At 56.0% G+C, this 16090-nt stretch carries 12 protein-coding genes and 4 tRNA genes; all 16 read left to right on the top strand.

From position 1 onward, the window contains the following. Nucleotides 1-181: 181 nt before the first annotated feature. On the top strand, nucleotides 182-1138 hold the full coding sequence (birA, locus tag FBY02_RS25925; protein ID WP_144931101.1) for a bifunctional biotin--[acetyl-CoA-carboxylase] ligase/biotin operon repressor BirA: 957 nt from the start codon (nucleotides 182-184) through the stop codon (nucleotides 1136-1138). Further along, on the top strand, nucleotides 1128-1877 hold the full coding sequence (locus FBY02_RS25920) for a pantothenate kinase (protein WP_144931099.1): 750 nt from the start codon (nucleotides 1128-1130) through the stop codon (nucleotides 1875-1877). The genes birA and FBY02_RS25920 overlap by 11 nt, the downstream gene beginning before the upstream one ends. A gap of 7 nt (nucleotides 1878-1884) precedes the next feature. Then, nucleotides 1885-2328: a hypothetical protein gene (locus tag FBY02_RS25915; RefSeq protein WP_144931097.1), complete on the top strand. Its 444-nt coding sequence runs from the start codon at nucleotides 1885-1887 to the stop codon at nucleotides 2326-2328. 142 nt (nucleotides 2329-2470) lie between these two features. Next, nucleotides 2471-2555, top strand: a tRNA-Tyr gene (locus FBY02_RS25910). Nucleotides 2556-2580: 25 nt separating this feature from the next. Then, nucleotides 2581-2654: transfer RNA gene (locus tag FBY02_RS25905), tRNA-Gly, on the top strand. A gap of 26 nt (nucleotides 2655-2680) precedes the next feature. Beyond that, nucleotides 2681-2756 (top strand) — tRNA-Thr (locus FBY02_RS25900). Between the two features lie 84 nt (nucleotides 2757-2840). Beyond that, nucleotides 2841-4034, top strand: a complete 1194-nt coding sequence (gene tuf, locus FBY02_RS25895; protein WP_144931091.1) for an elongation factor Tu — start codon at nucleotides 2841-2843, stop codon at nucleotides 4032-4034. A gap of 53 nt (nucleotides 4035-4087) precedes the next feature. Continuing rightward, nucleotides 4088-4163, top strand: a tRNA-Trp gene (locus FBY02_RS25890). 45 nt (nucleotides 4164-4208) lie between these two features. Next, the gene (secE, locus tag FBY02_RS25885; RefSeq protein WP_039594676.1) at nucleotides 4209-4577 is read left to right on the top strand and encodes a preprotein translocase subunit SecE; all 369 of its coding nucleotides are present in this window, start codon (nucleotides 4209-4211) and stop codon (nucleotides 4575-4577) included. 9 nt (nucleotides 4578-4586) lie between these two features. Further along, complete coding sequence (gene nusG, locus FBY02_RS25880; RefSeq protein ID WP_010443972.1) at nucleotides 4587-5120, top strand: transcription termination/antitermination protein NusG; 534 nt, start codon at nucleotides 4587-4589, stop codon at nucleotides 5118-5120. A 117-nt stretch (nucleotides 5121-5237) separates the two neighbouring features. Beyond that, on the top strand, nucleotides 5238-5669 hold the full coding sequence (rplK, locus tag FBY02_RS25875; protein ID WP_003176435.1) for a 50S ribosomal protein L11: 432 nt from the start codon (nucleotides 5238-5240) through the stop codon (nucleotides 5667-5669). Next, nucleotides 5669-6364, top strand: coding sequence for a 50S ribosomal protein L1 (rplA, locus tag FBY02_RS25870; protein WP_003186095.1), 696 nt, complete (start codon nucleotides 5669-5671; stop codon nucleotides 6362-6364). The genes rplK and rplA overlap by 1 nt, the downstream gene beginning before the upstream one ends. A 198-nt stretch (nucleotides 6365-6562) precedes the next feature. Beyond that, entirely contained in the window at nucleotides 6563-7063 is a 501-nt protein-coding gene (gene rplJ / locus FBY02_RS25865) for a 50S ribosomal protein L10 (RefSeq protein ID WP_024776458.1), read from the top strand. 78 nt (nucleotides 7064-7141) lie between these two features. After that, the gene (rplL, locus tag FBY02_RS25860; protein WP_047702784.1) at nucleotides 7142-7507 is read left to right on the top strand and encodes a 50S ribosomal protein L7/L12; all 366 of its coding nucleotides are present in this window, start codon (nucleotides 7142-7144) and stop codon (nucleotides 7505-7507) included. 219 nt (nucleotides 7508-7726) lie between these two features. Beyond that, nucleotides 7727-11800: a DNA-directed RNA polymerase subunit beta gene (rpoB, locus tag FBY02_RS25855; protein ID WP_047702783.1), complete on the top strand. Its 4074-nt coding sequence runs from the start codon at nucleotides 7727-7729 to the stop codon at nucleotides 11798-11800. A 64-nt stretch (nucleotides 11801-11864) separates the two neighbouring features. Continuing rightward, nucleotides 11865-16064, top strand: a complete 4200-nt coding sequence (gene rpoC, locus FBY02_RS25850; protein ID WP_144931095.1) for a DNA-directed RNA polymerase subunit beta' — start codon at nucleotides 11865-11867, stop codon at nucleotides 16062-16064. The last annotated feature ends 26 nt before the right edge of the window (nucleotides 16065-16090 follow it).

The following is a 16090-nucleotide window of genomic DNA, read 5'->3' as shown; positions in this document are numbered from 1 at the left end:
GATGGTAGTGTGGGGTTTCCCCATGTGAGAGTAGGTCATCGTCAAGATTAAATTCCGAAACCCCTATCTGCTGATGCAGGTAGGGGTTTTGTTTTGCCCGCAGGAAAGGTTCTTTTGTGTTTCTATGCAACTGTCTTGCGCATGGCTATGATGCGGGCCTCATTGTCAGGGCGCAGTTCGCATGCTCACGTTGCTAAAACTTCTGAAGGATGGTCGCTTTCATTCAGGGCAGGCGCTAGGCGCTGCGCTAGGTGTCAGTCGTAGTGCTGTATGGAAGCAATTGCAGCACCTGGAGGCAGAACTGGGCCTATCCGTCCATAAGGTCAGAGGCCGGGGGTATCAATTGGCCAGGCCGCTATTGCTTTTAGATGCGGTCGAGATTGATGCAAAGGAACCTTGCGAATGGCCTGTTCATATTTTCGACTCCATCGACTCCACCAATGCTGAAGCGTTGCGCTCCATAGAGCGCGGAGTGGCGGCACCGCTCCTGATTTTGGCTGAGCGGCAGACGGCTGGTCGCGGTCGTCGCGGCCGAAAGTGGGTCAGTCCTTTTGCGGAAAATCTCTATTACAGTCTGGTGCTGCGTATTGATGGCGGTATGCGACAGATAGAAGGGCTGAGTCTCGTCGTAGGGCTGGCCGTCTTGCACGCTTTGCATGATATGGGGATTCAGCAGGCAGGTTTGAAATGGCCCAACGATGTGCTGGTCGGTGATAGAAAGATTGCAGGGATATTGCTTGAGTTGGTAGGGGATCCCGCTGATGTCTGCCACGTTGTCCTGGGGGTTGGGGTCAATGTAAATATGCAGTCCAGCGATGAGGTTGACCAACAATGGACATCTATGAGTCTCGTGGCTGGTAGAGATTTTGATCGGAATGAGCTCGTGGCGCGACTGGGTGCGAATCTCCGGCGATTCCTGAAGCTTCACCAGGCGTCGGGATTTACTGCAATACAGCCAGAATGGGAGCGGCACCATTTATGGCAGGGGCGGGCCGTGTCATTGATTGCAGGTGTCAATCAAATTGATGGCGTTGTGCTGGGTATCGATTACCAGGGGGCCCTGCGTTTGAAGGTGGATGGCGTGGAAAGGAATTTTAGCGGTGGTGAGCTCAGTTTGAGGTTGCGTGATGATTCTTGAGCTCGATTGCGGCAACAGCTTTATCAAATGGCGTGTACTTCGCATCGACGGTATTACGCCGGTCGATGGAGGCGTGGTCAGTTCCGATAGCGATCTGTTGGCTTGTTTGAGCGACGCTGGAAAGTTTCAGCTCAAAAAATGCCGGCTTGTCAGCGTGCGCACCCAGGAAGAAACCGAATCGCTGGTGACTGCGCTGGTGGATGCGTTTGGAGTGTCCGTGGCGAGGGCTGTGCCGACCCGTGAAATGGCCGGCGTGCGAAACGGCTATGAGGATTACGAGCGCCTGGGCTTGGATCGATGGTTGGCTTTGCTTGGAGGGTTTCATCTGGCTTCGGGTGCTTGTCTGGTGCTCGATTTTGGCACTGCGATTACAGCCGATTTCGTGGCGGCAGACGGTGCGCACCTCGGAGGCTTCATTTGTCCGGGCATGCCCTTGATGCGTAACCAGTTGCGCACCCATACCCGACGGATTCGCTATGACGACATGGCTGCCGAGCGTGCCCATGAGAGTCTCGCTCCTGGACGGGCGACTGTCGAAGCTGTAGAGCGGGGTTGCATGCTGATGCTCAGGGGATTTGTCCTTACTCAGCTTGAGATGGCGCGGCAGTATTGGGGTGAGGATTTCGTTGTGTTTCTAACGGGGGGGGACGCTAATCTGGTTTCGGGTGTTGTCCCTGACGCCAGGGTGGTACCTGACCTGGTTTTTGTCGGCTTGGCGATGGCCTGTCCTTTGTCTTGAGGTTCCTATGCGGTGGCTGTTCCTGTTATTGCTGGTTTTGAATGCTTTCTATTACGTCTGGCATCAACAGGAAGCTCCGCTTCGTGCCAAGGATGTCACCCCCCTGAGTTTGTACCGCGGCTCGCAACAGGACATTCATCTCTTGAGCGAGACGGCGGACGCTCTTGTCAGGCGGGATTCGGGAAGGTCCGGTGAGGCGCAGAAGACATGTATTTATCTGGGTGGCTTTGCTCGTTCGGAAATGAACAGGCTACTGGAGCAAAAACTGGCAACGCTGGGCGTCGTAGCTCGTGCCACCGCTGCCGGTTCGCCTGAGCCCGGATTCTGGGTACAGGTTTCGCCAGAAAGTGCCGGGAAGGTGAATGAAACGTTCATTCAAAACCTTTCTAAAGAATTCAATGAGTTAAAACATAAAATAATGCCTTGTGAGGGGGTTGCACCCACGGGGTAGTTTGCATAGAATGGCGCCCGCTTCGCAGCGAAGACCTTTAACAGTCAACGATGCGAAACGTAGTCAACGCAGCTAACCTCAGGTTTTTAATGAGAAAATGCTTGACAGAAGGCTGGCATGATATAGAATGCCGGCTCGCTTAGGAGGGGTTCCCGAGCGGCCAAAGGGATCAGACTGTAAATCTGACGTCTACGACTTCGAAGGTTCGAATCCTTCCCCCTCCACCAGTTTCTAGCGTGAGCTGCAGGCTCCGCGGGTATAGTTTAGTGGTAGAACCTCAGCCTTCCAAGCTGATGATGCGGGTTCGATTCCCGCTACCCGCTCCAAGTTTGCAGGTTGTGCAAAGTGTTTCGCTCTTGTAGCTCAGTTGGTAGAGCACACCCTTGGTAAGGGTGAGGTCAGCGGTTCAAATCCGCTCAAGAGCTCCATATAACAAGGCAGATATGAAAATATCTGCCTTTGTTTTAATGGCTTGTGTGAGTTGCTAAATTCTTCTCCTAGGGGTGATTTCGATGGCTAAGGAAAAGTTCGAACGTAATAAGCCGCACGTCAACGTCGGTACCATCGGTCACGTCGACCACGGTAAAACCACTCTGACCGCTGCTCTGACCCGTGTCTGCTCCGAAGTTTTCGGTTCGGCCAAGGTTGACTTCGACAAAATCGACAGCGCCCCGGAAGAAAAAGCTCGCGGTATTACCATCAACACCGCTCACGTTGAATACGATTCGGCCGTGCGTCACTACGCACACGTTGACTGCCCAGGTCACGCTGACTACGTAAAAAACATGATCACCGGTGCTGCCCAGATGGACGGCGCGATCCTGGTTTGCTCGGCTGCCGATGGTCCGATGCCACAAACCCGTGAACACATCCTGCTGTCCCGTCAGGTAGGCGTTCCGTACATCGTTGTCTTCCTGAACAAGGCTGACATGGTTGACGACGCTGAGCTGCTGGAACTGGTTGAGATGGAAGTGCGCGACCTGCTGAGCACTTACGACTTCCCAGGTGATGACACTCCAATCATCATCGGTTCGGCTCTGATGGCTCTGAACGGCCAAGACGACAACGAAATGGGCACCAGCGCTGTCAAGAAGCTGGTAGAAACTCTGGACAGCTACATCCCAGAGCCAGAGCGTGCTATCGACAAGCCGTTCCTGATGCCAATCGAAGACGTATTCTCGATCTCCGGTCGCGGTACTGTTGTGACTGGTCGTGTTGAGCGTGGCATCGTCCGTATCCAGGAAGAAGTTGAGATCGTCGGTCTGCGCGACACTCAGAAAACTACCTGCACCGGCGTTGAAATGTTCCGCAAGCTGCTCGACGAAGGTCGTGCTGGCGAGAACTGCGGCGTACTGCTGCGTGGCACCAAGCGTGACGACGTAGAGCGTGGTCAGGTTCTGGTCAAGCCAGGCACCGTCAAGGCTCACACCAAGTTCACCGCAGAAGTTTACGTTCTGAGCAAGGAAGAAGGCGGTCGTCACACTCCGTTCTTCAAAGGCTACCGTCCACAGTTCTACTTCCGTACAACTGACGTGACTGGTAACTGCGAGCTGCCAGAAGGCGTTGAAATGGTAATGCCAGGTGACAACATCCAGATGACTGTCACCCTGATCAAGCCGATCGCGATGGAAGATGGTCTGCGTTTCGCTATCCGTGAAGGCGGTCGTACCGTCGGCGCCGGCGTCGTAGCAAAAGTCATCGAGTAAACAGTTGTAATGTCTTTATCGGGCCGGCATAATGGTCGGCCTGATTTTGTTTTAGGTCAGTAGCTCAATTGGCAGAGCGACGGTCTCCAAAACCGTAGGTTGGGGGTTCGATTCCCTCCTGACCTGCCAGATTCACTCAGTGTGTCTGGCTTTCTTTTCACAGGATCTTCATAGATGACTCCTAAAGCTGAAGCTCAAGGCTCTCGCTTCGATCTGCTCAAGTGGCTAGTGGTAGTCGCTTTGGTGGCTGTTGGCGTTGTTGGCAATCAGTATTTCTCTGCTTCGCCGATCCTGTACCGTGTACTCGCATTGCTTGCTATTGCTGCTGTTGCTGCCTTTGTAGGCCTGCAGACAGCCAAGGGCAAGTCTTTCTTTGTACTCGCTAAGGAAGCTCGCACCGAGATTCGTAAAGTCGTATGGCCGACTCGCCAAGAAACCACGCAGACCACGTTGATCGTTGTGGCTGTCGTTCTGGTTATGGCGTTGCTGTTGTGGGGGCTTGATTCCCTGCTCGGTTGGCTCGTTTCCTTGATTGTTGGCTAAGGGTGTCCCGTGGCTAAGCGTTGGTACGTTGTGCATGCTTACTCGGGTTACGAGAAGCATGTTATGCGCTCGCTGATAGAGCGTGTGAAGCTGGCTGGCATGGAAGATGGCTTTGGCGAGATTCTGGTTCCCACTGAAGAAGTGGTTGAGATGCGTAATGGCCAGAAGCGCAAAAGCGAGCGCAAGTTCTTCCCAGGTTATGTGCTGGTACAGATGGATATGAACGAAGGGACTTGGCACTTGGTCAAGGATACCCCTCGGGTGATGGGCTTCATCGGCGGTACTGCCGACAAGCCGGCACCAATCACGGACAAAGAGGCAGAGGCAATTCTGCGTCGCGTCGCTGATGGTAGCGACAAGCCGAAGCCGAAAACACTGTTTGAGCCAGGTGAGGTCGTGCGAGTCACTGATGGTCCATTCGCTGATTTCAACGGCACGGTTGAAGAAGTTAACTACGAAAAGAGCCGGATCCAGGTCGCAGTGCTCATTTTCGGTCGCTCTACTCCGGTAGAGCTCGAGTTCAGTCAGGTCGAAAAGGTCTGATCGAACAGGCATCCCAACCCCGCAGCCCAAGGCTGTGGGGTTTTGTCGTCACTGGGATAAACGCGCAAGTAACCGGGGAGCCTTTCGAGGCGTTCGAACCCGTAATTGGAGTGCCTCATGGCCAAGAAGATTACCGCTTACATCAAGCTGCAAGTGAAGGCCGCTCAGGCTAACCCAAGCCCGCCCGTTGGTCCTGCTCTGGGTCAGCACGGCGTGAACATCATGGAATTCTGCAAGGCTTTCAACGCCCGTACCCAGGGTCTTGAGCCAGGTCTGCCGACTCCAGTGATCATCACTGTCTACAGCGACCGTAGCTTCACTTTTGAAACAAAGAGCACCCCCGCTTCGGTTCTCCTGAAGAAGGCTGCAGGTTTGACCAGCGGTTCCGCTCGTCCAAACACCGTTAAGGTTGGCACCGTTACCCGTGCTCAGCTGGAAGAAATCGCGAAGACCAAAAACGCGGATCTGACTGCAGCTGATATGGATGCAGCCGTGCGTACCATCGCCGGTTCTGCTCGTAGCATGGGCCTTAACGTGGAGGGTGTGTAATGGCTAAGCTGACCAAGCGTCAAAAGGCTATCGCCGGCAAAATCGAAGCAGGCAAGGCCTACAACTTTGTAGACGCCGCCGCCCTGCTGGCCGAGCTGTCGACTGTCAAGTTCAGCGAGTCGTTCGACGTTGCTGTAAACCTGGGTGTAGATCCACGTAAATCCGACCAGGTCGTTCGTAGCGCTACCGTGCTGCCACATGGCACTGGCAAGACTGTCCGTGTTGCTGTGTTCACCCAGGGTCCAGCAGCTGAAGCTGCTCTGGCTGCTGGTGCTGATCGCGTAGGCATGGATGATCTGGCTGCTGAAATGAAAGGCGGCGACCTGAACTATGACGTAGTGATCGCATCTCCTGATGCCATGCGCGTTGTAGGTCAACTGGGTCAGATCCTCGGTCCACGTGGTCTGATGCCTAACCCGAAAGTCGGAACCGTAACCCCGGACGTAGCTACCGCGGTCAAGAACGCGAAGGCTGGTCAGGTTCGTTATCGCACCGACAAAAACGGCATCATCCACACTTCCGTTGGCAAGATCGGTTTCGACGCCGTCAAGCTGAAGGAAAACGTTGAAGCCCTGATCGCTGACCTGAAGCGTATCAAGCCAGCTTCTTCGAAAGGTATCTACGTCAAGCGCGTTACCCTGAGCACCACCATGGGCCCAGGTCTGGTCATCGACCAGAGCTCGCTCGACGCGTAAGACACAGATTGGCGCAAGCAATTGCGCCAATTGAAAAATTGGGGTCCCTGCCTGGCGGGGGCTATCCAAGACCGTAGGCGACGCAAGTCTTAAACCACAAGCCTACGCAGATGGTGCTCCCGGTTCCTTACCGAATCAGACACCAAAACGACATTCGGTTTCGATCGAATGAAACGGTAACAAGCAGGAGTTAAACCCGTGGCAATTAAACTCGAAGACAAGAAGGCCATCGTCGCTGAAGTCAACGAGGCTGCCAAAGTCGCTCTGTCCGCTGTCGTGGCTGATGCCCGTGGCGTAACAGTAGGCGCTATGACCGGACTCCGTAAAGAGGCCCGCGAAGCTGGTGTTTATGTACGTGTCGTACGTAACACCCTGCTGAAGCGCGCTGTTGAAGGCACTCAATATGACGTGCTCAACGACGCGTTCGTCGGCCCGACCCTGATTGCATTCTCGAAAGAACATCCGGGCGCTGCTGCCCGTATCTTCAAAGAGTTCGCCAAGGGTCAGGATAAGTTCGAGATCAAGGCAGCTGCGTTCGAGGGCAAGTTCCTCGCAGCTAACCAAATCGACGTACTGGCAACTCTGCCGACCCGTGACGAAGCAATTTCTCAGCTGATGAGCGTGATTCAAGGCGCTACCAGCAAATTGGCTCGTACTCTGGCGGCAATTCGCGATCAGAAAGAAGCCGCTGCAGCCTGAGGCTGAGCGTTTCCTTCTCGCGTATTTTTGTTTATTTCGATGGCCGTGCCGGCTATCCCCCAATTCAGGAATTGAGTCATGTCTCTGACTAACGAACAAATCATCGAAGCAATCGGCGAAAAATCCGTAATGGAAATCGTTGAGCTGATCAAGGCAATGGAAGAGAAGTTCGGCGTTACCGCCGCTGCTGCTACCGTTGCTGCTGCTGGTCCAGCTGCTGTCGTTGAAGAGCAAACCGAGTTCAACGTTGTTCTGGCTGCCGCTGGCGACAAGAAAGTCAACGTGATCAAGGCTGTTCGCGAACTGACCGGTCTGGGTCTGAAAGAAGCCAAGGAGAAGGTTGACACCGCTCCTCAGGTTATCGCTGAAGGCGTTTCCAAAGAAGCTGCTGAAGACGCGAAGAAGAAGCTGGAAGAAGCAGGCGCTACCGTCGAAGTTAAGTAATTTCGACCTTGCGTCTCCAGCCCGAGCGTCAAGCGAAAGGCTGATGGCTGGTGGCTCTTGCCACCGGCCTTTTTCCGTTATTGGCAGCCGATTGGGTCGGTGCCGATAACGAGCTGTAACCACCCGAGGCGGTGGCGCAAACCATGGGGTTTGCACGATTTTCTGGCTGCTCCCGTCGGGGGGAGCCAAACAAGCAGGTGACCAAGCTGGGGAACGCTGATGGCTTACTCATATACTGAGAAAAAACGTATCCGCAAGGACTTTAGCAAGTTGCCGGACGTCATGGATGTGCCGTACCTCCTGGCCATCCAGCTGGATTCGTATCGTGAATTCTTGCAAGCGGGAGCGACTAAAGATCAGTTCCGCGACGTGGGCCTGCATGCGGCCTTCAAATCCGTTTTCCCGATCATCAGCTACTCCGGCAATGCTGCGCTGGAGTACGTCGGTTATCGCCTGGGCGAACCGGCATTTGATGTCAAAGAATGCGTATTGCGCGGTGTAACTTACGCCGTACCTTTGCGGGTAAAAGTGCGCCTGATCATTTTCGACAAAGAATCGTCGAACAAAGCGATCAAGGACATCAAAGAGCAAGAAGTCTACATGGGTGAAATCCCCCTGATGACTGAGAACGGTACCTTCGTAATCAACGGTACCGAGCGTGTAATCGTTTCCCAGCTGCACCGTTCTCCGGGCGTGTTCTTCGACCACGACCGTGGCAAGACGCACAGCTCCGGCAAGCTGCTCTACTCCGCGCGCATCATTCCTTATCGCGGTTCCTGGTTGGACTTCGAGTTCGACCCGAAAGACTGCGTATTCGTACGTATCGACCGTCGTCGCAAGCTGCCTGCATCGGTACTGCTGCGTGCGCTCGGCTACACCACGGAAGAAGTGCTGGACGCGTTCTACACCACCAACGTCTTCCATGTGCAGGGTGAAAACCTCAGCCTGGAACTGGTGCCTCAGCGCCTGCGCGGTGAGATCGCGGTTCTCGATATCCAGGACGACAAAGGCAAGGTTATTGTCGAGCAGGGTCGCCGTATCACTGCCCGTCACATCAACCAACTGGAAAAGGCCGGGATCAAAGAGCTGCAGGTGCCTATGGACTACGTCCTCGGTCGCACCACTGCCAAGGCCATCGTGCACCCGGCCACCGGCGAAATCCTCGCAGAGTGCAACACCGAGCTGAGCACCGAGATCCTGGCGAAAATCGTCAAGGCCCAGGTCGTTCGTATCGAAACGCTGTACACCAACGATATCGACTGCGGTCCGTTCATCTCCGATACGTTGAAGATCGACTCCACCGGCAACCAACTGGAAGCCCTGGTCGAGATCTATCGCATGATGCGTCCTGGCGAGCCACCAACCAAGGATGCCGCCGAAACCCTGTTCAACAACCTGTTCTTCAGCCCTGAGCGCTATGACCTGTCTGCGGTCGGCCGGATGAAGTTCAACCGTCGTATCGGTCGTACCGAGATCGAAGGTTCGGGCGTGCTGAATAAGGACGACATTGTTGCAGTGCTCAAAACCCTGGTCGACATCCGTAACGGCAAGGGCATCGTCGATGACATCGACCACCTGGGTAACCGTCGTGTTCGCTGCGTAGGCGAAATGGCCGAGAACCAGTTCCGTGTAGGCCTGGTGCGTGTAGAGCGCGCGGTCAAGGAACGTCTGTCGATGGCTGAAAGCGAAGGCCTGATGCCGCAAGACCTGATCAACGCCAAGCCGGTTGCGGCGGCGGTGAAAGAGTTCTTCGGTTCCAGCCAGCTGTCCCAGTTCATGGACCAGAACAACCCGCTGTCCGAGATCACCCACAAGCGTCGTGTCTCTGCACTCGGCCCAGGTGGTCTGACCCGTGAGCGTGCAGGCTTCGAAGTACGTGACGTACACCCGACGCACTACGGTCGCGTTTGCCCGATCGAAACGCCAGAAGGTCCGAACATCGGTCTGATCAACTCCCTGGCTGCCTATGCGCGCACCAACCAGTACGGCTTCCTCGAAAGCCCGTACCGTGTGGTGAAAGACGCCCTGGTCACCGACGAGATCGTGTTCCTGTCCGCCATCGAAGAAGCCGATCACGTGATCGCCCAGGCTTCGGCCACGATGAACGACAAGAAGGTGCTGATAGACGAGTTGGTAGCTGTTCGTCACCTGAACGAGTTTACCGTCAAGGCGCCGGAAGACGTCACCCTGATGGACGTATCGCCCAAGCAGGTTGTTTCGGTCGCTGCGTCGCTGATCCCGTTCCTCGAGCACGACGACGCCAACCGTGCGTTGATGGGTTCGAACATGCAGCGTCAGGCAGTACCGACCCTGCGTGCCGACAAGCCGCTGGTAGGTACTGGCATGGAGCGTAACGTTGCCCGCGATTCCGGCGTTTGCGTCGTGGCTCGTCGTGGTGGCGTGATCGATTCCGTCGATGCCAGCCGTATCGTGGTTCGTGTTGCCGATGATGAAGTTGAGCCGGGCGAAGCCGGTGTCGACATCTACAACCTGACCAAATACACCCGCTCGAACCAGAACACCTGCATCAACCAGCGTCCGCTGGTAAGCAAGGGTGATCGGGTCCAGCGCAGCGACATCATGGCTGACGGCCCGTCCACCGACATGGGTGAACTGGCACTGGGTCAGAACATGCGCATCGCGTTCATGGCGTGGAACGGCTTCAACTTCGAAGACTCCATCTGCCTGTCTGAGCGTGTGGTTCAGGAAGATCGCTTCACCACGATCCACATCCAGGAACTGACCTGTGTGGCCCGTGACACCAAGCTTGGCCCAGAGGAAATCACTGCGGACATCCCGAACGTGGGTGAAGCTGCGCTGAACAAGCTGGACGAAGCCGGTATCGTTTATGTAGGTGCCGAAGTAGGCGCTGGCGACATCCTGGTCGGCAAGGTCACCCCGAAAGGCGAGACCCAGCTGACTCCGGAAGAAAAACTGCTGCGTGCCATCTTCGGTGAGAAGGCCAGCGACGTTAAGGACACCTCCCTGCGCGTGCCTACCGGCACCAAGGGTACTGTCATCGACGTGCAGGTCTTCACTCGCGACGGTGTTGAGCGTGATGCGCGTGCACTGTCCATCGAGAAGACTCAGCTCGACGAGATCCGCAAGGACCTGAACGAAGAGTTCCGTATCGTTGAAGGCGCAACTTTCGAACGTCTGCGCGCAGCCCTGGTTGGTCACAAGGCCGAAGGCGGCGCGGGCCTGAAGAAAGGTCAGGAAATCACCGACGAAGTTCTCGACGGTCTCGAGCATGGCCAGTGGTTCAAACTGCGCATGGCTGAGGACGCGTTGAACGAGCAGCTCGAGAAAGCTCAGGCTTATATCGTCGATCGCCGTCGTCTGCTGGATGACAAGTTCGAAGACAAGAAGCGCAAGCTGCAGCAGGGCGATGACCTGGCACCGGGCGTACTGAAGATCGTCAAGGTCTACCTGGCCATCCGCCGTCGCATCCAGCCGGGTGACAAGATGGCCGGTCGTCACGGTAACAAGGGTGTGGTCTCCGTGATCATGCCGGTTGAAGACATGCCGCATGATGCCAACGGTACTCCGGTCGACGTCGTTCTCAACCCGCTGGGCGTACCTTCGCGTATGAACGTCGGTCAGATCCTTGAAACCCACCTGGGCCTCGCGGCCAAGGGCTTGGGTGAGAAGATCAACCGTATGCTCGAAGAGCAGCGCAAGGTCGCTGACCTGCGCAAGTTCCTGCATGAGATCTACAACGAGATCGGCGGTCGTAACGAAGAGCTCGACAGCTTCTCCGACCAGGAAATCCTGGATCTGGCGAAAAACCTCAAGGGCGGCGTTCCAATGGCCACTCCGGTATTCGACGGTGCCAAGGAAGTTGAAATCAAGGCCATGCTGAAACTGGCGGACCTGCCAGAAAGCGGCCAGATGCAACTGTTCGACGGTCGTACTGGCAACAAGTTCGAGCGTCCGGTTACCGTTGGCTACATGTACATGCTGAAGCTGAACCACTTGGTGGACGACAAGATGCACGCTCGTTCTACCGGTTCTTATAGCCTGGTTACCCAGCAGCCGCTGGGTGGTAAGGCACAGTTCGGTGGTCAGCGTTTCGGGGAGATGGAGGTCTGGGCACTGGAAGCGTACGGTGCTGCATACACTCTGCAAGAAATGCTCACAGTGAAGTCGGACGATGTGAACGGTCGGACCAAGATGTACAAAAACATCGTGGACGGCGATCACCGTATGGAGCCGGGCATGCCCGAGTCCTTCAACGTGTTGATCAAGGAAATTCGTTCCCTCGGCATCGATATCGATCTGGAAACCGAATAACACGTGACGCGAATCGAGAGCGGGGCTGTATTGCCCGCTCTCTGCTCCGCCAGGAGGAAAGGCCTTGAAAGACCTACTGAATTTGCTGAAAAACCAGGGTCAAGTCGAAGAGTTCGACGCCATCCGTATCGGATTGGCCTCGCCTGAGATGATCCGTTCGTGGTCGTTCGGTGAAGTTAAAAAGCCGGAAACCATCAACTACCGTACGTTCAAACCTGAGCGTGACGGCCTGTTCTGCGCCAAGATCTTTGGCCCGGTAAAGGATTACGAGTGCCTGTGCGGTAAGTACAAGCGCTTGAAGCATCGTGGTGTGATTTGCGAGAAGTGCGGCGTTGAAGTTGCACTGGCAAAAGTTCGTCGTGAGCGCATGGCGCACATCGAGCTGGCGTCCCCGGTTGCCCACATCTGGTTCCTGAAATCGCTGCCGTCCCGTATCGGCCTGCTGATGGACATGACCCTGCGTGATATCGAGCGCGTTCTCTACTTCGAGAGCTACGTCGTTATCGATCCAGGCATGACCACCCTTGAAAAAGGTCAGCTGCTGAATGACGAGCAGTATTTCGAAGCGTTGGAAGAGTTCGGTGACGATTTCGATGCCCGCATGGGCGCCGAAGCTGTCCGCGAGCTGCTGCACGCTATCGACCTGGAGCACGAGATTGGCCGTCTGCGCGAAGAGATTCCGCAAACCAACTCCGAAACCAAGATCAAGAAGCTGTCCAAGCGTCTGAAGTTGATGGAGGCCTTCCAGGGCTCCGGCAACCTGCCAGAGTGGATGGTGCTGACCGTTCTGCCGGTTCTGCCGCCAGACCTGCGTCCACTGGTTCCGCTCGATGGCGGTCGTTTCGCGACTTCCGACCTCAACGATCTGTATCGTCGGGTGATCAACCGTAACAACCGTTTGAAGCGCCTGCTCGACCTGTCCGCTCCGGACATCATCGTGCGCAACGAAAAGCGTATGTTGCAGGAAGCGGTCGACGCCTTGCTTGACAACGGTCGTCGTGGCCGCGCTATCACCGGTTCCAACAAGCGTCCTCTGAAATCCCTGGCTGACATGATCAAGGGTAAGCAGGGTCGTTTCCGTCAGAACTTGCTCGGTAAGCGCGTTGACTACTCCGGTCGTTCGGTAATTACCGTAGGTCCGACCCTGCGTCTGCATCAGTGCGGTCTGCCTAAGAAAATGGCGTTGGAACTGTTCAAGCCTTTCATTTTCGGCAAGCTGGAGATGCGTGGTCTGGCGACTACCATCAAGGCTGCGAAGAAGATGGTCGAGCGTGAGCTGCCAGAGGTCTGGGACGTTCTCGCCGAAGTGATTCGCGAACACCCAGTGCTGCTCAACCGTGCACCGACCCTTCACCGTCTGGGTATCCAGGCGTTTGAACCGGTACTGATCGAAGGTAAGGCTATCCAGCTGCACCCGTTGGTCTGTGCTGCGTACAACGCTGACTTCGACGGCGACCAAATGGCCGTGCACGTACCGTTGACACTGGAAGCCCAGCTCGAAGCGCGCGCGTTGATGATGTCGACCAACAACATTCTGTCGCCAGCCAACGGTGAGCCAATCATCGTTCCGTCGCAGGACGTTGTATTGGGTCTGTACTACATGACTCGTGAGGCGATCAACGCCAAGGGCGAAGGTCGTGTATTCGCGGATCTGCAGGAAGTTGACCGTGTGTTTCGTGCTGGCGAAGCCGCACTGCACGCCAAGGTCAAGGTGCGGATCAACGAAACCGTGAACGATCGTGACGGCAACAGCGTCACCAATACCCGTATCGTCGACACTACCGTCGGCCGTGCGCTGTTGTTCCAGGTGGTGCCGAAAGGTCTGTCCTTCGACGTCGTCAACCTGCCGATGAAGAAAAAGGCGATCTCCAAGCTGATCAACCAGTGCTATCGCGTGGTCGGTCTGAAAGAGACTGTGATCTTCGCCGACCAGTTGATGTACACCGGTTTTGCCTATTCGACCATCTCCGGTGTTTCCATCGGTGTTAACGATTTCGTTATCCCGGATGAAAAAGCGCGCATCATCGGTACTGCTACCGAAGAAGTGAAAGAGATCGAAAGTCAGTACGCCTCCGGCCTGGTAACCCAGGGCGAGAAGTACAACAAGGTAATCGACCTCTGGTCCAAGGCGAACGATGAAGTCTCCAAGGCGATGATGGCCAACCTCTCGAAAGAGAAGGTCATCGACCGTCATGGCGTGGAAGTCGACCAGGAATCCTTCAACTCGATGTACATGATGGCCGACTCGGGCGCACGGGGTTCTGCTGCGCAGATCCGTCAGCTCGCCGGTATGCGTGGCCTGATGGCCAAGCCGGACGGTTCTATCATCGAGACCCCGATTACAGCGAACTTCCGTGAAGGTCTGAGCGTACTCCAGTACTTCATTTCCACGCACGGTGCTCGTAAGGGTCTTGCGGATACCGCGTTGAAAACGGCGAACTCCGGTTACCTGACGCGTCGTCTGGTAGATGTGGCGCAAGACCTGGTTGTGACCGAGATCGACTGCGGCACCGAACACGGCCTGGTCATGACTCCGCACATCGAAGGCGGCGACGTGGTCGAGCCGCTGGGTGAGCGCGTATTGGGTCGTGTCATCGCCCGTGACGTATTCAAGCCGGGTACCGAGGACGTCATCGTTCCTGCTGGCACCCTGGTAGACGAGAAGTGGGTAGAGTTCATCGAGCTGAACAGCATCGATGAAGTGATCGTGCGTTCGCCGATCAGCTGCGAAACCCGCTACGGCATTTGCGCCAAGTGCTACGGTCGTGACCTCGCTCGTGGTCACCAGGTGAACATCGGTGAATCGGTCGGCGTTATCGCGGCCCAGTCCATCGGTGAGCCGGGTACCCAGCTGACCATGCGTACGTTCCACATCGGTGGTGCGGCAAGCCGGACCTCCGCAGCCGACAGCGTTCAGGTGAAGAATGGCGGTACTGTCCGTCTGCACAACCTGAAGCACGTTGAGCGCGTGGATGGTCACCTGGTGGCTGTATCCCGTTCCGGTGAACTGGCGATCGCGGACGACTTCGGTCGTGAGCGCGAGCGTTACAAGCTGCCTTACGGTGCTGTGATTTCGGTGAAGGAAGGTGACAAGGTCGAAGCTGGCGCAATCGTGGCCAAGTGGGATCCGCACACTCACCCGATCGTTACCGAAATGAAAGGTACCGTGACCTACGTAGGCATGGAAGAAGGCATCACGATCAAGCGTCAGACCGACGAATTGACCGGTATGACCAACATCGAAGTGCTCGATCCGAAAGATCGTCCAGCTGCCGGCAAGGACATCCGTCCAGCCGTGAAGATGGTCGACGACAACGGCAAGGACCTGTTGCTGCCAGGCACTGACGTAATCGCTCAGTACTTCCTGCCAGCCAACGCCCTGGTCGGTGTGGCGGACGGTGCGCGGATCGCGATCGGTGACGTTATCGCTCGTATCCCGCAGGAAACTTCGAAGACTCGCGACATCACCGGTGGTCTGCCGCGTGTTGCCGACCTGTTCGAAGCCCGTCGTCCGAAAGAAGCCTCGATTCTGGCTGAAGTCAGCGGCACCATCGCGTTCGGTAAAGAGACCAAGGGCAAGCGTCGTCTGGTCATCACCCCGAACGACGGTAGCGATCCGTATGAAGAGCTGATTCCGAAGTGGCGCCACCTGAACGTCTTCGAAGGCGAACAGGTCAACCGCGGCGAAGTTATCTCCGACGGTCCGAGCGATCCGCACGACATCCTGCGTCTGCTGGGTGTGAGCGCGTTGGCCAAGTACATCGTGAACGAGATCCAGGACGTTTACCGTCTGCAAGGCGTGAAGATCAACGACAAGCACATCGAGACCATCCTGCGTCAGATGCTGCGTAAAGTTGAGATTTCCGAATCTGGCGATTCCAGCTTCATCAAGGGCGACCAGATGGAACTGACTCACGTCCTGGTAGAAAACGAGCGCCTGGCTGCGGAAGACAAGTTTGTCGCCAAGTTCACCCGCGTCCTGCTGGGTATCACTAAGGCGTCGTTGTCCACCGAATCGTTCATCTCGGCGGCTTCCTTCCAGGAAACCACTCGTGTACTGACCGAGGCGGCGGTAACCGGCAAGCGCGATTACCTGCGCGGCCTGAAAGAAAACGTGGTCGTGGGTCGTCTGATCCCGGCCGGTACCGGTTTGGCCTATCACAGCGAGCGCAAGCGTCGCCGTGATGCAGACAAGCCGTTGCGCGTAAGCGCCAGTGAAGTGGAAGCTGCACTGACCGAAGCGCTGAACTCGAGCGGTAACTGAGTTCTGCGGTAATTAAGCGCCTGGCC

It is taken from the genome of Pseudomonas sp. SJZ078, from assembly GCF_007828255.1.
Classification (GTDB): Bacteria; Pseudomonadota; Gammaproteobacteria; order Pseudomonadales; family Pseudomonadaceae; genus Aquipseudomonas.
Note: the sequence above shows the minus strand (reverse complement) of the source record. Positions and strands in the feature narration are given on the sequence as shown.